Raw genomic sequence first — 20,760 nt, forward strand, 5'->3', positions numbered from 1 at the left:
AATTATTATTTACAGATACGGCGACCAGGCAGGTGATTTTACCTGACCATCAGTTGCCGGAATACGCGCTTTGAAACGCCCATCTGTAGAAACCAGATTCAGCACAGATCCCATCCCCTGAGAAGAGCTGTAGATTACCATAGTGCCGTTAGGTGCCAGACTTGGCGTTTCATCCAGGAACGTTGACGACAGAACTTGGACGCCACCCGCTACCAGATCTTGTTTGGCAATGTGCTGCTGCCCACCGTTGGAGCTGACCATTACCATAAATTTGCCGTCGCTGCTCACGTCTGCGTTCTGGTTCTGAGAGCCTTCCCAGGTGATACGCTGCGGAGCACCGCCGTTGATGTTCACTTTATAGATTTGTGGACGGCCTGCCTGGTCAGAGGTAAACGCCAGGTTCTGGCTATCCGGGAACCATGATGGTTCGGTGTTATTGCTGCGACCATCCGTCACCTGACGGATCTGACCAGAACCAATGTCCATCACGTACAGGTTCAGGCTACCGGTTTTAGACAGCGCAAAGGCCAGCTTAGAGCCGTCCGGCGAGAACGAAGGTGCACCGTTGTGACGCGGGAACGACGCCACCTGACGAACAGCACCGTTAGCCAGCGTCTGGATAACCAGCGCAGAACGACCGCTTTCGAAGGTCACGTAGGCCAGTTTAGATCCGTCCGGAGACCAGGCTGGAGACATCAGCGGCTGAGAAGAGCGTTTCACCAGGAACTGGTTGTAGCCGTCGTAGTCAGATACGCGGAGCTCATACGGGAACTGGCCGCCGTTGGTCTGTACCACATAGGCGATACGGGTACGGAACGCGCCTTTAATACCGGTCAGTTTTTCGAATACCGCATCGCTGGCAGCGTGAGCCGCATAGCGCAGGTACTGTTTAGTGACCTTGTAAGAGTTCTGAGCCAGAACGGTACCCGGTGCACCGCCGGTATCCACCAGCTGCCAGGCCACGTTGTAAGAGCCGTCCGGGTTAGGGGTAACCTGACCGACAACCACGGCATCAATGCCCAGTGCAGACCACGCAGCAGGCTGAACTTCCTGCGCGCTACCCGGCTGCTGAGGCAGACGAGAACGATCTAACGGGTTGAATTTACCGCTGTTACGCAGGTCAGCTGCCACGATGCCGCCGGCATCTTCAGGCGCCGCGCCAGGGCCAGCCCACTGGAATGGAACTACACCGATTGGGCGTGCCGAGTCCACCCCCTGGGTGATCTCGATACGTACTTCTGCGTGCAGTACAGCTGCCCACAGCATTAAGAAACTAAATGCTACACGTAATGCCTGCTTCATCATATCTCCCTTATCTGGGTAACCTTACCCACGATAATTTAGCAGAATGTTAACAAACCCAAATAGACAAAACTACCGAACCCTGTGACTAAACCTGGTCTATTTTTCCCCGTTTGCACGGGGAAAATGTAACTTAAGGTTTGAAGTCCAGCGGTGCATTTTTAAAGACTTCATAGACTGCCTGAGACGGTGGTTTAGGCATCTTCGCCTGACGTGCTGCAGCCAGTGCTGCAGTACATAAAGCGGGATCCCCACCTTCAGACTTAATATCAAGAAGCATGCCGTCCGGCGCCAGTTTTATACGCAGCGTACACGTTTTACCAGTATAGGAAGACGCATCATAGAATCGGCTTTCGATAGCGGATTTAATCTGCGCAGCATAGCCATTGATTTCAGCCCCTGTCGCACCGTTACTCTTAGTGTTACCACTTCCTGTCGGTGCTGCGTTGTTTCCTTTCGCCCCACCGCCTGTTTTCGGCGCATTCTTACCAGAACTGAGATCGCCCAGCAGATCGTCAACGCCCGCAGCGGCAGCGGCTTTCTCCGCAGCAGCGGCCTTTTTCGCAGCGGCTTTTTCAGCAGCCGCTTTCTTATCGGCAGCGGCCTTCTCAGCAGCCGCTTTTTCAGCAGCAGCGGCTTTTTCTGCGGCCGCTTTCTCGGCTGCAGCGGCTTTCTTCGCCGCCTCGGCAGCCGCTTTCTTCTCGGCTTCCTGAGCGGCTTTTTTCGCGGCTTCTGCTTCAGCTTTCTTCTGAGCATCAGCAGCGGCTTTCTTCGCGGCTTCCGCTTCCGCTTTCTTCTGAGCATCAGCGGCGGCTTTCTTCGCGGCTTCCGCTTCCGCTTTCTTCTGGGCGTCGGCAGCGGCTTTCTTCGCCGCTTCTGCCGCTAATTTCGCCTGGGCATCAGCCTGTGCTTTGGCATCCGCTGCGGCTTTCGCTGCCGCCTCTTCCGCCTGCTTTTGCTGTTCCTGGGCTTTCTTCGCGGCCTCTTCGGCTTGCTTCTGCTGTTGTGCCTGCTCTTTCGCGGCTTCCTGCGCCTGCAAACGTTCTTTCTCAAGCTGCTTCAGACGTTCCTGCTCGGCGGCCTGCTTTTCGCGCAGTTCTTCCGCTTGCTGTTGCGCCTGTTTTTCTCGCTGCTCTTCAGCCCGTTTTGCGCTCGCCTGCTGCTGTTGCTGACGATTATAGTTTTGCACGACCGCACCGGGATCCACCATGACGGCGTCAATGGAAGATCCTCCACCACCGCCCGCTGATGCATCAATATGCTCGTCGAACGAACTCCAGATCAGCCCTGCAAAAAGGATCACATGCAGCACTGCGGAGACGATTATCGCTCGCTTAAGCTTGTCGTTCTGTTCGGTTGCCTTTGACACTATCGGTTCCCAAAAACTACGCGGATGATCAAATAGGCTGAGTCATTAAGCCAACCGACTTAACACCCGCACTATGTAGCAAGTTCAGCGCTTTAATAATTTCATCGTAAGGCACGTCTTTCGCCCCACCGATTAAGAAGACCGTTTTCGGATTTGACTCCAGGCGTCGTTGCGCTTCAGCAATCACCTGCTCCGGCGGTAGCTGATCCATACGATCTTTCTCTACCACGACGCTGTATTGCCCTACGCCGGAAACCTCAATGATGACCGGAGGATCGTCATTGGTGCTTACCGCCTGTGATTCTGTCGCATCCGGCAGATCAACTTCCACGCTCTGGGTAATGATGGGCGCTGTCGCCATAAAGATCAGCAGCAACACCAGCAGTACGTCCAGCAGCGGAACGATATTGATTTCGGACTTGAGCTCGCGACGACCTCGTCCACGCGATCTGGCCATGGTTTACCCCTTGTTGCTCTCGGTGCTGGTAAACGCCTGACGGTGCAGAATCGCGGTGAACTCTTCCATGAAGTTGTCGTAGTTCAGTTCCAGTTTATTCACGCGCTGGTTCAGACGGTTGTAAGCCATAACCGCCGGGATTGCTGCAAACAGACCGATAGCGGTCGCAATCAGTGCTTCTGCAATACCCGGTGCAACCATCTGCAACGTCGCCTGCTTCACTGCGCCCAGCGCGATGAAGGCGTGCATAATCCCCCACACCGTACCAAACAGGCCGATATACGGGCTGATGGAACCCACCGTTCCCAGGAAGGGAATGTGCGTTTCGAGATTTTCCAGTTCGCGGTTCATGGAGATACGCATCGCACGTGACGCCCCTTCCACTACCGCTTCAGGCGCATGACTGTTCGCGCGGTGCAGACGGGCAAACTCTTTGAATCCGCTGTAGAAAATTTGTTCGGAGCCAGCGAGACTATCGCGACGACCCTGACTTTCCTGATACAGACGGGACAGTTCGATACCCGACCAGAACTTGTCTTCAAACGCTTCCGCTTCACGGCCAGCCGCATTGAGAATACGCGTTCTCTGGATGATGATGGCCCAGGATGCGATTGAAAAACCAATCAAAATCAGCATGATAAGTTTAACCAGAAGGCTTGCCTTCAGGAACAAATCAAGGATATTCATGTCAGTCACTGCTTAAACTCCGCGACAATAGACTTAGGAAGCGCACGAGGCTTCATTATGGTTGGATCAACACAGACAATCAGTACTTCAGCTGAGTTCAGTACGGTGTTCTCTGCATTGACTATCCGCTGCGTGAAAACCAGTGAGGTTCCGCGCATTGATGTAATTTCAGTTTGGACTTCGAGCATATCGTCGAGTCTGGCAGGCGCAAAATACTCAAGCGTCATCTTGCGTACCACGAAGGCAACTCGCTCAGCCAACAGCACCTGTTGACTAAAGTGATGATGGCGCAGCATCTCTGTGCGTGCCCGTTCATAAAAAGCAACGTAGCTGGCGTGGTAAACCACACCACCGGCATCGGTATCTTCGTAATAGACACGAACCGGCCATCGAAACAGCGTTGTATTCACTTTACATCCCGGTAATGCAACAAAAGTTAGAGCTTTTAAACTTCGCTACTATACGCGCGGGAAAGATGGTTTGGAATGGGAGAAAGTAAACGGAGAGTAAATTTTTATGGGCTCGGGTAAGCCCATATGGTTAACGGACATTTCTTATTCAGAAGAAGAAGAAAATCAATCCAGCAAGCAGCACAAGATCGGCGATAAGCGGACAGAAAATACCCTGCCAGTGAATCGCTTTCGGACGAAAGCCCACGCCGTGAATCACGCCTGCGCACACCGCCCACATAATGAGAAAGCCGTGCCAGATCTCAAGCTCGCTGGTCTTCGCTGCAAAACGCGAAGGGTCCCAGAAGATACACCCTGCCAGCAGTAATGCCATCACTAAAGAAAGCGCCCGTAGCGGGCGCTTATCCATTACCGCATATAACGTTGCGATAATATTCATTAGTGTTTTTCTTCACCCGCTTTAGTCGCTTCAACGTGCTCAAGCGCCAGGGCAGTGATGACACCAAAAGCACAGGCAAGAAGCGTCCCTAAAATCCATGCGAAATACCACATATTCAGCTCCTTACTTAGTACATAGAGTGGGTGTTGCTTTCGATATGTTCTTTAGTGATACGACCGAACATTTTCCAGTAACACCAGATGGTGTAGGCCAGAACAATCGGAACGAACACGCAAGCAACATAAGTCATTAAGTTCAGCGTCATATGGCTGGAGGTTGCATCCCACATAGTCAGGCTAGCATTCAGCATGGTGCTGGATGGCATCACGAATGGGAACATAGCGATACCTGCAGTCAGGATGATGCACGCCAGCGTCAGTGAAGAGAAGACGAACGCCAGAGCACCTTTTTCCAGACGAGACGTCAGTACTGTCAGCAGCGGCAGCAACACACCCAGCGCCGGAATAGCCCACAGCACAGGCATCGTGTTGAAGTTCACCAGCCATGCACCGGCCTCACGCGCCACTTCTTTGGTCAGCGGGTTAGACGGTGCGACGTGGTTAATGGCAGAGGTCACCACGTAACCATCAATACCGTATACCACCCAGACACCTGCCAGCGCGAAGCAGATCAGCGTGATCAGCGCGGCAACCTGAGCCGTCGCACGAGAACGCAGGTGCAGCTCACCAACAGTACGCATCTGCAGGTAGGTTGCGCCCTGGGTGATGATCATCGCCACACTGACTACGCCTGCCAGCAGACCAAACGGATTCAGCAGCTGGAAGAAGTTACCGGTGTAGTACAGACGCATGTACTCGTCCATGTGGAACGGTACACCCTGCAGCAGGTTACCGAATGCCACACCAATCACCAGCGGTGGAACGAAGCTACCAATGAAGATGCCCCAGTCCCACATGTTACGCCAGCGGGTGTCTTCAATCTTGGAACGGTAGTCGAAACCTACCGGACGGAAGAATAAAGACGCCAGTACCAGAATCATCGCCACGTAGAAACCGGAGAACGCAGCCGCGTAGACCATCGGCCAGGCAGCAAACAGCGCGCCGCCTGCGGTGATCAGCCACACCTGGTTACCGTCCCAGTGCGGGGCGATGGAGTTGATCATGATTCGACGCTCGGTGTCATTACGACCGAGGAAACGGGTGAGCATCCCCACCCCCATGTCGAAACCATCCGTGACAGCAAAACCGATCAGCAGAACACCGATCAACAGCCACCAGATAAAACGCAATACTTCATAATCGATCATTTGATGACTCCTGTCTTAGCGTGCCGGCTGAGTAGTCACACCGGACTGCTCGTAGTGATAGCGACCGGTTTTCAGGCTGCTTGGGCCAAGGCGCGCGAACTTGAACATCAGGAACAGTTCAGCCACCAGGAACAGGGTGTACAGACCACAGATCAGCAGCATTGAGAAGATCAGATCGCCTGCTGTCAGCGAGGAGTTGGCCACCGCCGTTGGCAGCACCTCACCAATCGCCCATGGCTGACGGCCATATTCCGCAACAAACCAACCGGACTCAATAGCGATCCACGGCAGCGGGATAGCATACAGCGCCGTACGCAGCAGCCATTTTTTCTCGCCGATGCGGTTACGAATCACAGACCAGAAGGACGCCGCAATGATCAGCAGCATGATGATGCCGCAGCCCACCATGATACGGAAGGCAAAGTAGAGTGGCGCTACGCGTGGAATAGAGTCTTTGGTTGCCATCTGGATCTGCGCTTCCGTCGCGTCGGAGACGTTCGGGGTATAGCGTTTCAGCAGCAGACCGTAGCCCAGATCTTTCTTCACGTCGTTGAACTGGTCACGAACGGCCTGGTCGGTAGAACCGGCACGCAGCTGTTCCAGCAGAGCGTAGGCTTTCATACCGTTACGGATACGGCCTTCGTGCTGCTCCATCAGTTCTTTCAGACCCGTCACCTGTTTATCAACAGAACGGGTAGCGATGATACCGAGCGCGTAAGGAATTTGAATGGCGAAGCGGTTTTCCTGCGCATCCTGGTCCGGAATACCGAACAGGGTAAAGGCAGCAGGCGCCGGTTGGGTTTCCCATTCAGCTTCGATTGCGGCAAGTTTGGTTTTCTGCACATCACCCATCTCGTAACCGGATTCATCACCCAGAACGATAACGGAGAGGATTGCAGCCATACCGAAGCTTGCAGCGATAGCAAAGGAACGCTTGGCAAAGGCGAAGTCACGACCACGCAGCATGTAGTAGGAACTGATGCCCAGGATGAACATCGCGCCGCACACATAGCCAGATGCCACGGTGTGGACGAATTTAACCTGTGCGACCGGGTTCAGCACCAGCTCGGCAAAGCTGACCATCTCCATACGCATGGTTTCGAAGTTGAAATCAGACGCAATCGGGTTCTGCATCCAGCCGTTTGCCACCAGGATCCACAGCGCGGACAGGTTAGACCCTAATGCCACCAGCCAGGTCACCGCCATATGCTGGACTTTGCCCAGACGGTCCCAGCCGAAGAAGAACAGACCTACAAAGGTGGATTCGAGGAAGAAGGCCATCAGACCTTCAATGGCCAGCGGCGCACCGAAGATATCCCCTACATAGTGGGAATAATATGACCAGTTAGTCCCGAACTGGAACTCCATGGTCAAACCGGTAGCCACGCCCAGTGCGAAGTTGATACCAAACAACTTGCCCCAGAACTTGGTCATATCTTTATAAATCTGTTTGCCGGAGAGAACGTATACCGTTTCCATGATGGCCAGCAGGAACGCCATACCGAGCGTCAGCGGCACAAACAGGAAGTGGTACATCGCGGTCAAGGCAAACTGTAAGCGCGACAGTTCGACTACGTCTAACATTATGACTCCTTGCTCATCGCATGAAGACTCCGAGAGTGAACCCCGTTAGCAACGGATCCACACGCATGCCCCAATACAAAGTTATCTGCTCCCCTTCTTCGTTGCCTATTCTCTACAACAGGAAAAAGCAGTGATGAAAGGTTACAAATACGTTAATAAAAAACTCAAATTGATCCCGTAAATATAATACGCTGCAAAACCCTTACAATAAACAGGTTTTTATTGAATCACATTTACGTTTTTCGACGGCGATCAATATATAGCAAAATTACCACTTTTCAGCCATTTTGATCGGGCACAATTTAGCGCTTTTTGATGCTTTTTTCCAAGCATTAAACATTGATTTAAATCAAAAATAATGAGGTATGTTAATTGTGTTTTGATGTGGTAAACATAGTAAAAACCATGTTAAAGATATGTATATGAAATACAATTAAGGTTATCGAGTAGAAAGATTGATATAAACAGAAGTGATTTTTATTAACTCAGATGTGGAAGAATGAATGATTAATCCAGGACATAAATTTTAGTGCGTTTTTTGTTTTTTTCCACTCGTTCTCTTTGAAGCAAATAAACAACAATTATTTTACTTTTCCTGCCCTGCAAATTAACACCCATTCGTGACTATTTCATGTCGTCCCGTGCGCAATAAAAAAGGCCGCTTTACAGCGGCCAACCATGTCGAAACGGACATTTTTTTATTTCAACGCGCCCTTTTCAGGGCGCAGAGAGGACTTACTTAATGATGGATTTCAGTGCTTCGCCGATATCCGCCAGGCTGCGAACGGTCTTCACGCCTGCGGCTTCCAGCGCTGCGAATTTCTCATCAGCCGTACCTTTACCACCGGCGATAATCGCGCCTGCGTGACCCATACGCTTACCTTTCGGCGCCGTCACACCCGCGATGTAACCGACTACTGGCTTGGTTACGTGTTCTTTGATGTAAGCAGCGGCTTCTTCTTCCGCGCTACCCCCGATCTCACCGATCATAACGATCGCTTCGGTCTGTGGATCTTCCTGGAACAGCTTCAGGATATCGATGAAGTTAGAGCCTGGGATTGGGTCACCGCCGATGCCCACACAGGTGGACTGGCCGAAGCCGTAGTCGGTGGTCTGCTTAACCGCTTCATAGGTCAGCGTACCGGAACGGGAGACGATGCCCACTTTGCCCGGTTTGTGAATGTGACCTGGCATGATGCCGATTTTGCATTCGCCTGGGGTGATCACGCCCGGGCAGTTCGGGCCGATCATACGCACGCCCGCTTCGTCCAGCTTCACTTTCACGGTCAGCATATCCAGCGTCGGGATACCTTCAGTGATGGTGATGATCAGTTTGATGCCTGCGTCGATCGCTTCCAGAATGGAGTCTTTGCAGAACGGTGCCGGTACGTAGATAACAGTCGCGGTTGCGCCCGTCGCTTCTACGGCTTCACGCACGGTGTTGAACACCGGCAGGCCCAGGTGCGTGGTGCCCCCTTTACCTGGGGTTACGCCGCCAACCATCTGCGTACCGTAGGCAATCGCCTGTTCGGAGTGGAAAGTCCCCTGGCTACCGGTGAAGCCCTGGCAGATAACCTTGGTATCTTTATTAATTAAAACTGACATTATTTCCCCTCCACTGCGGCAACAACCTGCTGAGCTGCATCCGTCAGACTTTTCGCTGCAATAATATTCAGGCCGCTGTCAGCCAGTTTTTTCGCGCCGAGTTCAGCGTTGTTACCTTCCAGACGCACAACAACCGGGACGTTAACGCCCACTTCTTCCACCGCGCCGATGATACCGTCTGCGATCAGGTCGCAACGTACGATACCGCCGAAGATGTTCACCAGAACAGCTTTCACGTTGTCGTCAGAGAGAATGATTTTGAACGCTTCGGTTACGCGCTCTTTGGTTGCGCCACCGCCCACGTCGAGGAAGTTCGCTGGCTCGCCGCCGTGCAGCTTAACGATGTCCATGGTACCCATTGCCAGGCCCGCACCGTTAACCATGCAGCCGATGTTGCCATCCAGTGCCACGTAGTTCAGTTCCCACTGTGCAGCCTGCGCTTCACGCGGGTCTTCCTGGGACTGGTCGCGCATTTCACGCAGATCCGGCTGGCGGAACAGAGCATTGCCGTCAGCACCCAGTTTGCCATCGAGGCAGATCAGATCGCCCTGAGTGGTGATCACCAGCGGGTTAATCTCGATCAGCGCCAGATCGCGCTCCAGGAAGATGGTCGCCAGACCCATGAAGATCTTGGTGAACTGCTGAACCAGCTTGCCTTCCAGACCCAGTTTGAACGCCAGCTCACGGCCCTGGTAAGGCATTGGACCTGCCAGTGGATCGATAGCCACTTTGTGGATCAGGTGTGGCGTCTCTTCTGCCACTTTTTCGATTTCCACGCCGCCTTCGGTAGACGCCATGAACACCACGCGACGTGAACTACGGTCAACCACCGCGCCCAGATACAGCTCTTTCGCGATGTCGGTTGCCGCTTCAACCAGGATCTGGTTGACTGGCTGGCCGTTCGCATCTGTCTGGTAAGTGACCAGACGCTTGCCGAGCCAATGTTCAGCAAATGCACGAATTTCTTCTTTGCTCTTAACAACCTTCACACCGCCCGCTTTACCACGGCCACCAGCGTGAACCTGACATTTAACTACCCACGGGCCGGAACCGATTTTAGATGCGGCTTCTTCTGCTTCACGCGGGGTAGTACAGGCATAACCCACCGGAGCCGGTAAGCCATACCGGGCAAACAGCTGTTTGGCCTGATATTCATGTAAGTTCATGTGTTCTATCCATCCTTCAGGGTAATCGTTATCTTCAAACCTGCAGGCCGGCGCAAGGCGTATCCGGCCTACAGGGCAGGTGATGCTAAAAGGGACTAGACGTCCAGCAGCAGACGCGTTGGATCTTCCAGCAGCTCTTTAATCGCTACCAGGAAGCCTACGGACTCGCGGCCGTCGATCAGGCGGTGATCGTAAGAGAGCGCCAGATACATCATTGGCAGGATCTCCACTTTACCGTCTACCGCCATCGGACGATCTTTAATGGCATGCATACCCAGGATCGCGCTCTGCGGCGGGTTGATGATCGGGGTAGACATCAGCGAGCCAAATACGCCACCGTTGGTAATGGTGAAGTTACCGCCGGTCAGGTCGTCTACGGTCAGCTTGCCGTCGCGGCCTTTCACGGCCAGCTCTTTAATATTTTTCTCGATGTCAGCCATACCCAGGGTATCCACATCACGCAGAACCGGGGTCACCAGGCCACGTGGGGTAGATACCGCCATGCTGACGTCGAAATAGTTGTGGTAAACCACGTCATCACCATCGATGGACGCGTTCACTTCCGGGTAGCGTTTCAGCGCTTCAACAACCGCTTTCACGTAGAAGGACATAAAGCCCAGACGGATACCGTGACGTTTTTCAAAGGCGTCACCGTACTGCTTACGCAGGTCCATGATTGGCTTCATGTTCACTTCGTTGAAGGTGGTCAGCATCGCGGTGGAGTTTTTCGCTTCCAGCAGACGCTCTGCCACACGCTTACGCAGGCGAGTCATTGGTACACGTTTTTCACTGCGCGCACCCAGAGCAGGCTGTGCTGCTGGTGCTGCCACAGGGGCTTTCGCTTCTGCCTGAGCAGGCGCTTTCGCCAGGTGTTTGTCGATGTCTTCACGGGTCAGACGACCGCCTACACCGGTACCTTTGATGGCTGCCGGGTCAAGGCTGTGTTCAGCCAGCAGGCGACGGATCGCCGGGCTGAGCGCATCGTTGGTCTGTTCTTCCAGAGAAGCCTGCTGGCGCTGAGCCGGCGTAGAGGCTTTCTCTTCAGACTTCGCGCTGGACTCTTTGCCCGCACTGTTGCCTTCACGCAGGCGACCCAGGATCTGGCGAGAGGTTACGGTGGTGCCTTCGTCTTCCAGCACCGCGTCCAGAACGCCATCCGCCGAAGCCGGTACTTCCAGTACCACTTTGTCAGTTTCGATTTCTACCAGCACTTCATCGCGCTTAACGGCATCGCCTGGTTTTTTGTGCCAGGTAGCGACGGTCGCATCTGCTACAGATTCAGGCAGGTCGGGAACAAGAATATCTACGCTACTCATTATGTATCCTTTAATTAATCGACGTTCAGCGCGTCATTGACCAGATCTTGTTGCTGCTTCTGGTGAACGGACATATACCCTACCGCCGGAGAGGCGGAGGCCGGGCGACCTGCATAACGCAGGGCAGACCCAAATGGAATCACTTCACGGAAATGATGCTGACTGCAGTACCATGCGCCCTGGTTGAGCGGCTCTTCCTGGCACCAGACAAAATCATGCACGTGAGCATACGGTTTCAGCGCTTCCTGCACCGCCTGGTGCGGGAATGGATAAAGCTGTTCGATACGCACGATGGCGACATCTTTCTGATCGTTCTTACGGCGCTGTTCCAGCAGGTCGTAATAAACCTTACCAGAACACATCACCACACGCTTCACAGCCTGCGGATCCAGTTCGTCAATCTCACCGATGGCAGGCAGGAAGGTGCCATTCGCCAGCTCATCCAGGCTGGACACCGCCAGTGGGTGACGCAGCAGGGATTTTGGTGACATGACCACCAGCGGACGACGCATACCGCGCAGCGCCTGACGACGCAGCATGTGGTAAACCTGCGCCGGGGTAGAAGGTACGCAAACCTGCATGTTCTGCTCAGCGCAGAGCTGCAGATAACGTTCCAGACGCGCGGAGGAGTGCTCCGGACCCTGGCCTTCGTAACCGTGCGGCAGCAGCATTACCAGGCCACACATACGGCCCCATTTCTGCTCGCCGGAAGAGATGAACTGGTCAATAACCACCTGCGCACCGTTGGCGAAGTCACCGAACTGCGCTTCCCAGATGGTCAGAGTGCGTGGTTCCGCAGTGGCGTAACCGTATTCGAAGGCCAGCACCGCTTCTTCAGACAGCACGGAGTCCCAGACCTTGAACTGGCCCTGACCATTGTGCACGTGCTGCAGCGGGGTGTAGGTTGAACCGTTGGACTGGTTGTGAACTACCGCGTGACGGTGGAAGAAGGTGCCACGGCCCGCATCTTCACCGGACAGACGGACAGGAATACCTTCGTCAACCAGCGTCGCGTAAGCCAGCGTTTCCGCGCCGCCCCAGTCGAAGAGCTTCTCACCTGCCGCCATAGACTGACGGTCAGCATAAATTTTCGCTACGCGAGACTGCATCTCGATGGCGTCCGGCACGGTGCTAATGCGTTTAGCCAGCTCCTGCAGGCGCTTCATCTCGACCTTGTTCGGGTAACTCTCATCCCACTCGTGGTTGAGGTACGGCGACCAGGTAAAGGAGTGCATGTTCATCGGACGCAGCTCTTTCACCACGCACTCACCCGCATCCAGCGCGTCGCGGTAGAGGTTAACCATTTCGGTCGCATCTTCCAGCGTCGCCACTTTTTCGCCTTCCAGCTTGTCAGCGTAGATTTTGCGCGGCGTCGGGTGTTTTTTGATTTTCTGGTACATCAACGGCTGGGTTGCACTTGGCTCGTCGGCTTCGTTGTGGCCGTGACGGCGGTAGCAGAACAGGTCAATGAACACATCGCGTTTGAAGGTGTTACGGAAGTCCAGCGCCAGACGGGTCACGAAGGCGACCGCTTCCGGGTCATCCGCGTTAACGTGGAAGATTGGCGCCTGTACCATCTTGCCGATGTCGGTGCAGTAAGGGGTTGAACGCGCATCCAGTGGGTTAGAGGTCGTGAAGCCCACCTGGTTGTTGATGACGATACGAACGGTACCGCCCACTTCATAACCACGCGCTTTCGACATGTTCAGGGTTTCCTGAACCACGCCCTGCCCGGTGACCGCCGCATCACCGTGAATGGTGATTGGCAGCACTTTGTTGCTGCTTGGCTCGTCCAGACGATCCAGACGCGCACGCACGGAACCGATAACCACCGGGCTGACGATCTCCAGGTGCGACGGGTTAAACGCCAGCGCCAGGTGAACCAGTCCGCCTTCGGTTTCGATATCCGACGAGAAGCCCATGTGGTACTTCACGTCACCGGTGCCGAGATGTTCTTTATGTTTGCCCGCGAATTCGTCGAACAGGTCCTGCGGTTTTTTACCCAGCACGTTGACCAGCACGTTCAGACGACCACGGTGCGCCATGCCCAGTACCACTTCACGGGTACCGCTCTTGCCTGCGTGACGAATCAGCTCTTTCAACATTGGCACTAACGCATCGCCGCCTTCCAGTGAGAAGCGTTTTGCCCCAGGGAATTTCGCGCCCAGATAGCGCTCAAGACCTTCCGCTGCCGTCAGTTCGTTGAGGAAGCGTTTTTTCTCTTCAGCAGAGAACGTCGCATGGCCCGCCACGGACTCAATGCGCTGCTGGATCCAGCGTTTCTCTTCTGTCGAGGTGATATGCATGTATTCCGCGCCGATGGAGCCGCAGTAGGTTTGCTTGAGGGCGTCAATCAGATCGCCCAGCTTCATCGTGTCTTTACCGATGGCAAAAGAACCTACGTTAAAGCTTTCCTGGAAATCGGCCTCGGTCAGATCGTGATACGCCGGATCGAGATCCGCCACACGGTCTTGTTTCCACAGTCCCAGCGGATCGAGATTCGCATGCTGGTGACCACGGAAGCGATAAGCGTTAATAAGCTGCAGGACTTTAACCTGCTTCGCATTGGTGTCAGGGTCGGAAATCGCAGAAGAGTAACGTGAGGCATCCTTCGCCAGACGACGGAAATAATCACGTGTTTTGGAATGGAATTGATCCGGTTTGACTCCCGTGCCAGGCAACTGCTGGAACATGGAACGCCAGTTTGCGTCCACTGAGTCAGGATCGGTTAAGAAGTCTTCATAGAGCTGTTCTATCCAGCTCTGGTTGGCACCAGAGAGGTAAGAAGAGTCCAGCCAGGCTTTCATTGCGCCGTTCTGCATCGTGATCCCTTAAGCATTTTTATGCTTACTTTCGCCGTAGAAACTACCACGCACACCGCGTGTACGTGCCGGGGTTCACCTGCGAGCTCTTTTCATTTGGCCCGCGAAGGAACCTTTAGAAACTGTCTTAAGGGTTTCCCCTCACCCCGACCCTCTCCCAAAGGGAGAGGGGGAAGGTCGTCGGCAGTTTTTAAAGATTTCCTGCAATTATCCCCTCTCCCTTTGGGAGAGGGTTAGGGTGAGGGGAACAGCGCTCCCCTCTGACTACTTACGCACTGCGCTGCAGTAGCATCGACTTAATATGGCCGATGGCGCGCGTCGGGTTCAGCCCCTTCGGACACACACTGACGCAGTTCATGATGCTATGGCAGCGGAATACGCTGAAAGCGTCACTTAAACCTTCCAGACGGCTATCGGTTTCGGTGTCGCGGCTATCAATCAGGAAGCGATAGGCAGCCAGCAGACCGGCCGGACCGATAAACTTATCCGGGTTCCACCAGAACGACGGGCACGACGTTGAACAACATGCACAGAGAATACACTCGTACAACCCATCGAGTTTTTCACGCTGCTCAGGCGACTGTAAGTGCTCACGAGCGGGTGGATTTTGCCCATTATTCAATAAGTAAGGCTTAATCTTCTCATATTGTGCATAGAATTGCCCCATGTCTACCACCAAATCACGCACGACCGGCAGGCCTGGCAGAGGACGGATAACAATTTTCTGCCCCGGACGCTGCAGCGCGGAAATTGGCGTGATGCAGGCCAGACCATTTTTGCCGTTCATGTTCACACCGTCAGAGCCACACACCCCTTCACGGCAGGAGCGACGGAACGACAGTGTCGGATCTTTTTCTTTCAGCTGGATTAACGCATCCAGCAGCATCATGTCACGCCCTTCTTCCGCTTCCAGCGTGTAATCCTGCATGCGCGGAGCGTCATCTACATCCGGGTTATAACGATAAACTGAGAATTCGAGTTTCATTGTCCTGTCTCCGCATTAGTAAGTACGAATCTTCGGCGGGAACGCCGGACGCAGTTTCGGTTCCATGTTCACCTGGCGGCGCGTCATGGTTTCCGACTCTGGCAGATACAGGGAATGGCACAGCCAGTTTTCATCGTCACGATCCGGGAAGTCGAAGCGGCTATGCGCGCCACGGCTTTCGGTACGGAAGTTGGCCGACATCGCGGTCGCGAACGCGGTTTCCATCAGGTTATCCAGCTCCAGACACTCAACGCGCTGGGTGTTGAACTCGCTGGAAGTGTCATCGAGACGGGCGTTTTTCAGGCGCTCGCGGATCGCTTTCAGCTGCTCAAGACCTTTGGCCATCGCATCACCTTCACGGAATACCGAGAAGTTGTGCTGCATACATTCCTGCAGCGCTTTACGGATTTCCACCGGATCTTCACCGTTACGGTTACCGTTCCAGCGGTTGAGGCGCTCAAGCGACGCATCAATTTCGTCGTCAGTGGCGTCACGCAGCGCGCCCTGTTCGGCAATGGATTCCTGCAGGTGCAGACCCACCGCACGACCAAACACCACCAGATCAAGCAGAGAGTTACCACCCAGACGGTTAGCACCGTGTACGGATACGCAGGCAATTTCGCCTACCGCGAACAGGCCTGGGATCACCACATCTTCACCCTGCTCGTTCACGGTCAATGCCTGACCGGTCACTTTGGTCGGAATACCGCCCATCATGTAGTGGCAGGTCGGGATAACCGGAATCGGCTCTTTCACCGGATCGACGTGGGCGAAGGTACGGGACAGCTCAAGAATGCCCGGCAGACGGGATTCCAGCACCTCTTTACCCAGGTGGTCGAGTTTCAGCTTGGCGTGTGGACCCCATGGACCATCACAGCCGCGACCTTCACGGATTTCGATCATGATGGAACGCGCCACCACGTCACGACCCGCCAGGTCTTTCGCATTCGGGGCATAACGTTCCATGAAACGTTCGCCGTGTTTGTTCAGCAGGTAACCGCCTTCACCACGGCAGCCTTCTGTCACCAGAACGCCCGCACCGGCGATACCGGTTGGGTGGAACTGCCACATCTCCATATCCTGCACCGGCACGCCAGCGCGGATAGCCATCCCAACACCGTCACCGGTATTGATGTGGGCGTTGGTGGTGGACTGATAAATACGCCCTGCACCGCCGGTCGCCAGCACGGTGGCGCGCGCTTTGAAGTAGACCACTTCACCGGTTTCAATGCACAGCGCAGTACAACCGACAATCGCGCCGTCGGCGTTTTTCACCAGATCCAGCGCATACCACTCGGAGAAGATGGTGGTGTGGTTTTTCAGGTTCTGCTGATACAGAGTATGCAGCAGCGCGTGACCGGTACGGTCAGCCGCTGCTGCGGTACGTGCCGCCTGCTCGCCGCCGAAGTTTTTCGACTGGCCGCCAAACGGACGCTGATAGATGGTGCCATTTTCCAGACGGGAGAACGGCAGACCCATATGATCCAGCTCCAGAATCGCTTCCGGGCCAGTCTTACACATATATTCGATGGCATCCTGGTCGCCGATATAGTCGGAACCTTTTACCGTGTCGTACATGTGCCATTCCCAGTTATCTTCATGGGAGTTACCCAGCGCAACGGTAATACCGCCCTGCGCAGATACCGTGTGGGAACGGGTCGGGAATACTTTAGAGAGCAGCGCACAGGTCTGGCCGCTCTGGGAAATTTGCAGCGCGGCGCGCATACCTGCGCCACCCGCACCAATCACAACAGCATCAAATTCTCTGACTGGCAGTTTCATTACACACCCCACACCACAACGAATCCATAAATAACGTAAACCACCAGTGCAACGACAATGGCCAGCTGCAGAGGAAGGCGAATCGCCAGCGGTTTAACGTAATCGGTCAACACCTGCCACATGCCAATCCAGGCATGAATAAGAATGGAGAACAGCGCCAGCAGGGTGAACACTTTGGTGAAGGCCGATCCGAAGAACCCACTCCAGATTTCCCACGTCAGCGTGCCGCTGGTCGCGAAGAAACCGATCATATAGATGATGTAAAGGGTGAGAACGATGGCGGTAGCACGGACCAGAATGAAGTCATGTACGCCGTTGCGTCCTAATGCGGAGGCGTTGCTTACCATACGAGAACTCCTGCGAGAAGTGAAAGCACGACAGTAATCACAAATGAAATGTTAGCGGAGCGTTTCCCGGCTTCGAAAGTCTCTTCCAGGTAACCAAAGTCCATCAGCATATGGCGAACACCCACCACAACGTGGTACGCCAGTGCGGTCAGAATGCCCCACATGATGAATTTCACGAAGAAGCTGTTCATGATGGCCGAGGCCTGGAGGAATCCTTCAGGAGAAGAGAGGCTGGTGCCCAGTAACCACAGCAGAATGCCTACCGCCACAAACGTAATCACACCCGATACACGGTGCAGAATGGACGCTATTGCTGTTACGGGGAACCGGATCGTTTTGAGATCCAGATTGACAGGTCTTTGTTTTTTCACATTTCTTATCATGAATAACGCCCACATGCTGTTCTTATTGTTTCCTTCCTCCGGACTGCGATGCGGGTCAGACAGCGTTCCTTTTCTATAACTGCGCGTCATGCAAAACATTGCTTCCAAATGCTAAAACGACACGTTACAACGCTGGGTGGCTCGGGATTGCAGGGTGTTCCGGAGACCTGGCGGCAGTATAGGCCGTTCACAAAATCATTACAATTAACCTACATACAGTTTGTCGGGTTTTCTCTGGAACAGTGATCAGGGTCACGATAACAACATCTTTTTAAATTTTAATCATCTGATTTGACAAATGTTAAACAATATTGTTACAAAAGTCATCAGAAAAGGCATATAATGCGCAAAAGTTATGAGGTCTCACTTTCACCTGAGAATTAGTTATGTAACAGTGTGATGGTATTGACCGAAGTTATCAGGACAGTTATTAGTGGTATACAGGTTTGAATAATTCGGACTGCAAAAACGCTGATTTGCTGTTGTTTCACTGATATTTCATTCGTTTACCTGCAAGGCGCCATAGCTCTGTACCCTGGTTTCTCCTCGCGAGCTGAGCGGTAAGCCAAATAACAATCTGGTAACGGTGATTAACAGCTGAATGCAAATCCGGTGAACCGCAGTCTTAAGCATAAGGCGCTAAGGAGACCGTAAATGGCTGATACAAAGGCAAAGCTCACCCTAAATGGTGACACTGCTATTGAACTGGATGTGCTAAAAGGCACGCTCGGTCAGGATGTTATTGATATCCGTACGCTGGGTTCCAAAGGGGTGTTCACCTTTGACCCTGGATTTACCTCTACCGCATCTTGCGAATCCAAAATCACCTTCATTGACGGTGACGAAGGTATCCTGCTCCATCGCGGCTTCCCCATCGATCAGTTAGCCACCGAATCCAACTATCTGGAAGTGTGCTACATCCTGCTGAACGGCGAAAAACCGACGCAGGCACAATACGATGAATTCAAAACCACCGTGACCCGTCACACCATGATCCATGAACAGATTACCCGTCTGTTCCATGCGTTCCGTCGTGACTCTCACCCGATGGCGGTGATGTGCGGGATCACCGGTGCGCTGGCGGCGTTCTACCATGATTCACTGGACGTGAATAACCCACGTCACCGTGATATCGCGGCGTTCCGCCTGCTGTCCAAAATGCCAACCATGGCGGCAATGTGTTACAAATACTCTATCGGCCAGCCGTTTGTGTATCCACGTAACGACCTCTCCTATGCCGGTAACTTCCTGCGCATGATGTTCTCCACACCGTGCGAAGAGTACGAAGTAAACCCGGTGCTGGAACGCGCGATGGACCGTATTCTGATCCTGCACGCTGACCACGAACAGAACGCTTCGACGTCCACCGTCCGTACCGCAGGCTCTTCAGGCGCGAACCCGTTCGCCTGTATCGCTGCGGGCATCGCCTCCCTGTGGGGACCGGCGCACGGCGGCGCGAACGAAGCCGCACTGAAGATGCTGGAAGAGATCAGCACCGTTGAGCACATTCCTGAATTCGTGCGCCGCGCGAAAGACAAGAATGACTCCTTCCGTCTGATGGGCTTCGGTCACCGTGTGTACAAAAACTATGACCCACGTGCAACCGTGATGCGTGAAACCTGCCACGAAGTGCTGAAAGAGCTGGGCACCAAAGACGATCTGCTGGAAGTGGCGATGGAGCTGGAACACATCGCGCTGAACGACCCGTACTTCATCGAGAAGAAACTCTACCCGAACGTAGACTTCTACTCTGGCATTATTCTGAAAGCGATGGGCATTCCGTCTTCCATGTTCACCGTAATCTTCGCCATGGCACGTACCGTGGGCTGGATTGCGCACTGGAACGAAATGCACAGCGAAGGCATGAAAATCGCCCGTCCTCGTCAGCTGTACACCGGCTACGAGCAGCGTGATTTTAAGTCTGACCTGAAGCGCTAAAAGACGTGGGGGCGGCCTGATGCCCTCACCCCGGCCCTCTCCCACCGGGAGAAGGTGAAAACATTAAAAACGGTAACCTGAGGGTTACCGTTTTACTTTTTACCTCTGGCACCCCGGGCACCAGTAAAACGGTCGTGAAGAGAGCGTTGTCTTCTCAATCACCCCACCGCATCGCTCGCACTTTTTCCCCGCCCGATGAAACACCTTAAAGCGGAACAGCGCCCCGTGATGCTTATTCTCATCCACCACGCCGCGCGTATTATACGAAAGACGCGGAATCTCCAGCAGCGCGTGAGAGAGCGCTTCTAACTGGTCATCGCTCAACTGCGACGCTTTGTGCTGCGGTGCCAGCCCTACTTCCCAGAGAATTTCGACGCGAAGGTAATTGCCTAATCCGGCCAGGAAGGCCTGATCGAGCAGTAGCCCGGAAAATTGCCGGTTGCGGAATTTAGGGGATAACAAGCGGGCTTTAACGTCGTTCGCCGTCAGATGCATATCCAGCACATCCGGCCCGACCCGCTGTAAGAACGGGTGCGTAAGCAGTTGTTCCGGCGTTAACATTTCGATATCAGACGCGCTATACAGCAGAATCGCTTTATCCGCGGTTTGCAGCCTGACGCGCAGCACCCTTGTCGTTTGCGGCTGCTCGTTGGCGTTCACCACCCGCCAGACGCCGTAAAGCTGGTTGTGGCTGTATAACGTCAGGTTATGGGAAAAATGCGTCAGTAACGCCTTTCCCCGCGTTTCGATGTGGGTCACCGTTTGTCCGACCAGTGGTGCTTCAAACGGCTTCAGTTGAGGAAAAGCAAACCAGACGTCCGTCAGGGGTTTGCCTTTTATCGCCGCCTCGAGGCTATCCGCAGCGCGGCGGATCTCCGGGCCTTCTGGCATCTCTTTATCC

19 protein-coding genes are annotated in these 20,760 nt (G+C 53.9%); 1 reads left to right on the forward strand and 18 read right to left on the reverse strand.

The features are described 5' to 3' along the window. Nucleotides 1-9: 9 nt before the first annotated feature. The 17 genes from tolB to sdhC form a co-directional block, all read right to left on the reverse strand. Nucleotides 10-1,302 carry a Tol-Pal system beta propeller repeat protein TolB gene (tolB, locus tag NQ842_RS17470; protein ID WP_013097529.1) on the reverse strand — a complete coding sequence of 431 codons (1,293 nt, stop codon included), beginning with the start codon at nucleotides 1,300-1,302 and terminating at the stop codon, nucleotides 10-12. A 133-nt stretch (nucleotides 1,303-1,435) separates the two neighbouring features. Then, nucleotides 1,436-2,671, reverse strand: a complete 1,236-nt coding sequence (tolA, locus tag NQ842_RS17475; protein ID WP_257256131.1) for a cell envelope integrity protein TolA — start codon at nucleotides 2,669-2,671, stop codon at nucleotides 1,436-1,438. Nucleotides 2,672-2,699: 28 nt separating this feature from the next. Next, entirely contained in the window at nucleotides 2,700-3,128 is a 429-nt protein-coding gene (gene tolR, locus NQ842_RS17480; RefSeq protein WP_003858589.1) for a colicin uptake protein TolR, read from the reverse strand. Between the two features lie 3 nt (nucleotides 3,129-3,131). Next, complete coding sequence (tolQ, locus tag NQ842_RS17485) at nucleotides 3,132-3,824, reverse strand: Tol-Pal system protein TolQ (RefSeq protein WP_013097532.1); 693 nt, start codon at nucleotides 3,822-3,824, stop codon at nucleotides 3,132-3,134. Next, complete coding sequence (ybgC, locus tag NQ842_RS17490; protein WP_003858593.1) at nucleotides 3,821-4,225, reverse strand: tol-pal system-associated acyl-CoA thioesterase; 405 nt, start codon at nucleotides 4,223-4,225, stop codon at nucleotides 3,821-3,823. Before ybgC ends, tolQ begins: the two co-directional genes overlap by 4 nt. Nucleotides 4,226-4,373: 148 nt before the next feature. Further along, nucleotides 4,374-4,664, reverse strand: a complete 291-nt coding sequence (gene ybgE / locus NQ842_RS17495; RefSeq protein WP_014831116.1) for a cyd operon protein YbgE — start codon at nucleotides 4,662-4,664, stop codon at nucleotides 4,374-4,376. Next, complete coding sequence (gene cydX, locus NQ842_RS17500) at nucleotides 4,664-4,777, reverse strand: cytochrome bd-I oxidase subunit CydX (protein ID WP_003858598.1); 114 nt, start codon at nucleotides 4,775-4,777, stop codon at nucleotides 4,664-4,666. The genes ybgE and cydX overlap by 1 nt, the downstream gene beginning before the upstream one ends. A 14-nt stretch (nucleotides 4,778-4,791) precedes the next feature. Continuing rightward, the gene (gene cydB, locus NQ842_RS17505; RefSeq protein ID WP_014831115.1) at nucleotides 4,792-5,931 is read right to left on the reverse strand and encodes a cytochrome d ubiquinol oxidase subunit II; all 1,140 of its coding nucleotides are present in this window, start codon (nucleotides 5,929-5,931) and stop codon (nucleotides 4,792-4,794) included. Between the two features lie 15 nt (nucleotides 5,932-5,946). Further along, the gene (cydA, locus tag NQ842_RS17510) at nucleotides 5,947-7,515 is read right to left on the reverse strand and encodes a cytochrome ubiquinol oxidase subunit I (RefSeq protein WP_013097536.1); all 1,569 of its coding nucleotides are present in this window, start codon (nucleotides 7,513-7,515) and stop codon (nucleotides 5,947-5,949) included. A 735-nt stretch (nucleotides 7,516-8,250) separates the two neighbouring features. Continuing rightward, complete coding sequence (gene sucD, locus NQ842_RS17515; protein WP_008501094.1) at nucleotides 8,251-9,120, reverse strand: succinate--CoA ligase subunit alpha; 870 nt, start codon at nucleotides 9,118-9,120, stop codon at nucleotides 8,251-8,253. Then, nucleotides 9,120-10,286: an ADP-forming succinate--CoA ligase subunit beta gene (sucC, locus tag NQ842_RS17520; protein ID WP_006809579.1), complete on the reverse strand. Its 1,167-nt coding sequence runs from the start codon at nucleotides 10,284-10,286 to the stop codon at nucleotides 9,120-9,122. The genes sucD and sucC overlap by 1 nt, the downstream gene beginning before the upstream one ends. A gap of 95 nt (nucleotides 10,287-10,381) precedes the next feature. Next, entirely contained in the window at nucleotides 10,382-11,602 is a 1,221-nt protein-coding gene (gene odhB, locus NQ842_RS17525) for a 2-oxoglutarate dehydrogenase complex dihydrolipoyllysine-residue succinyltransferase (RefSeq protein ID WP_013097540.1), read from the reverse strand. Nucleotides 11,603-11,616: 14 nt separating this feature from the next. Beyond that, the gene (sucA, locus tag NQ842_RS17530; RefSeq protein WP_221346083.1) at nucleotides 11,617-14,424 is read right to left on the reverse strand and encodes a 2-oxoglutarate dehydrogenase E1 component; all 2,808 of its coding nucleotides are present in this window, start codon (nucleotides 14,422-14,424) and stop codon (nucleotides 11,617-11,619) included. 268 nt (nucleotides 14,425-14,692) lie between these two features. Continuing rightward, on the reverse strand, nucleotides 14,693-15,409 hold the full coding sequence (gene sdhB / locus NQ842_RS17535; protein ID WP_008501090.1) for a succinate dehydrogenase iron-sulfur subunit SdhB: 717 nt from the start codon (nucleotides 15,407-15,409) through the stop codon (nucleotides 14,693-14,695). 15 nt (nucleotides 15,410-15,424) lie between these two features. Continuing rightward, complete coding sequence (gene sdhA / locus NQ842_RS17540) at nucleotides 15,425-17,191, reverse strand: succinate dehydrogenase flavoprotein subunit (RefSeq protein ID WP_014831113.1); 1,767 nt, start codon at nucleotides 17,189-17,191, stop codon at nucleotides 15,425-15,427. Further along, nucleotides 17,191-17,538 carry a succinate dehydrogenase membrane anchor subunit gene (gene sdhD / locus NQ842_RS17545; protein ID WP_008501088.1) on the reverse strand — a complete coding sequence of 116 codons (348 nt, stop codon included), beginning with the start codon at nucleotides 17,536-17,538 and terminating at the stop codon, nucleotides 17,191-17,193. The genes sdhA and sdhD overlap by 1 nt, the downstream gene beginning before the upstream one ends. Next, entirely contained in the window at nucleotides 17,532-17,936 is a 405-nt protein-coding gene (gene sdhC, locus NQ842_RS17550; RefSeq protein ID WP_020684965.1) for a succinate dehydrogenase cytochrome b556 subunit, read from the reverse strand. Before sdhC ends, sdhD begins: the two co-directional genes overlap by 7 nt. A 639-nt stretch (nucleotides 17,937-18,575) precedes the next feature. On the opposite strand from sdhC, the gene NQ842_RS17555 reads away from it, so the two are divergent. After that, nucleotides 18,576-19,859 carry a citrate synthase gene (locus NQ842_RS17555; protein WP_014831112.1) on the forward strand — a complete coding sequence of 428 codons (1,284 nt, stop codon included), beginning with the start codon at nucleotides 18,576-18,578 and terminating at the stop codon, nucleotides 19,857-19,859. A gap of 99 nt (nucleotides 19,860-19,958) precedes the next feature. On the opposite strand, the gene nei is transcribed toward NQ842_RS17555, so the two are convergent. After that, on the reverse strand, nucleotides 19,959-20,750 hold the full coding sequence (gene nei, locus NQ842_RS17560; protein WP_050859873.1) for an endonuclease VIII: 792 nt from the start codon (nucleotides 20,748-20,750) through the stop codon (nucleotides 19,959-19,961). Nucleotides 20,751-20,760: the final 10 nt, after the last annotated feature.

This window comes from Enterobacter cloacae complex sp. R_G8, assembly GCF_024599795.1.
Taxonomy (GTDB): Bacteria; Pseudomonadota; Gammaproteobacteria; order Enterobacterales; family Enterobacteriaceae; genus Enterobacter; species Enterobacter dissolvens.

What these genes read in the sequence shown, in the direction of transcription:
- cydA (WP_013097536.1), bottom strand. Translation starts at nt 7,515, where the DNA reads ATGTTAGACGTAGTCGAACTGTCGCGCTTACAGTTTGCCTTGACCGCG.
- tolB (WP_013097529.1), bottom strand. Translation starts at nt 1,302, where the DNA reads ATGAAGCAGGCATTACGTGTAGCATTTAGTTTCTTAATGCTGTGGGCA.
- odhB (WP_013097540.1), bottom strand. Translation starts at nt 11,602, where the DNA reads ATGAGTAGCGTAGATATTCTTGTTCCCGACCTGCCTGAATCTGTAGCA.
- sdhB (WP_008501090.1), bottom strand. Translation starts at nt 15,409, where the DNA reads ATGAAACTCGAATTCTCAGTTTATCGTTATAACCCGGATGTAGATGAC.
- sdhC (WP_020684965.1), bottom strand. Translation starts at nt 17,936, where the DNA reads ATGTGGGCGTTATTCATGATAAGAAATGTGAAAAAACAAAGACCTGTC.
- ybgE (WP_014831116.1), bottom strand. Translation starts at nt 4,664, where the DNA reads ATGAATATTATCGCAACGTTATATGCGGTAATGGATAAGCGCCCGCTA.
- sucD (WP_008501094.1), bottom strand. Translation starts at nt 9,120, where the DNA reads ATGTCAGTTTTAATTAATAAAGATACCAAGGTTATCTGCCAGGGCTTC.
- sucC (WP_006809579.1), bottom strand. Translation starts at nt 10,286, where the DNA reads ATGAACTTACATGAATATCAGGCCAAACAGCTGTTTGCCCGGTATGGC.
- tolR (WP_003858589.1), bottom strand. Translation starts at nt 3,128, where the DNA reads ATGGCCAGATCGCGTGGACGAGGTCGTCGCGAGCTCAAGTCCGAAATC.
- NQ842_RS17555 (WP_014831112.1), top strand. Translation starts at nt 18,576, where the DNA reads ATGGCTGATACAAAGGCAAAGCTCACCCTAAATGGTGACACTGCTATT.
- nei (WP_050859873.1), bottom strand. Translation starts at nt 20,750, where the DNA reads ATGCCAGAAGGCCCGGAGATCCGCCGCGCTGCGGATAGCCTCGAGGCG.
- sdhA (WP_014831113.1), bottom strand. Translation starts at nt 17,191, where the DNA reads ATGAAACTGCCAGTCAGAGAATTTGATGCTGTTGTGATTGGTGCGGGT.
- sucA (WP_221346083.1), bottom strand. Translation starts at nt 14,424, where the DNA reads ATGCAGAACGGCGCAATGAAAGCCTGGCTGGACTCTTCTTACCTCTCT.
- cydX (WP_003858598.1), bottom strand. Translation starts at nt 4,777, where the DNA reads ATGTGGTATTTCGCATGGATTTTAGGGACGCTTCTTGCCTGTGCTTTT.
- cydB (WP_014831115.1), bottom strand. Translation starts at nt 5,931, where the DNA reads ATGATCGATTATGAAGTATTGCGTTTTATCTGGTGGCTGTTGATCGGT.
- sdhD (WP_008501088.1), bottom strand. Translation starts at nt 17,538, where the DNA reads ATGGTAAGCAACGCCTCCGCATTAGGACGCAACGGCGTACATGACTTC.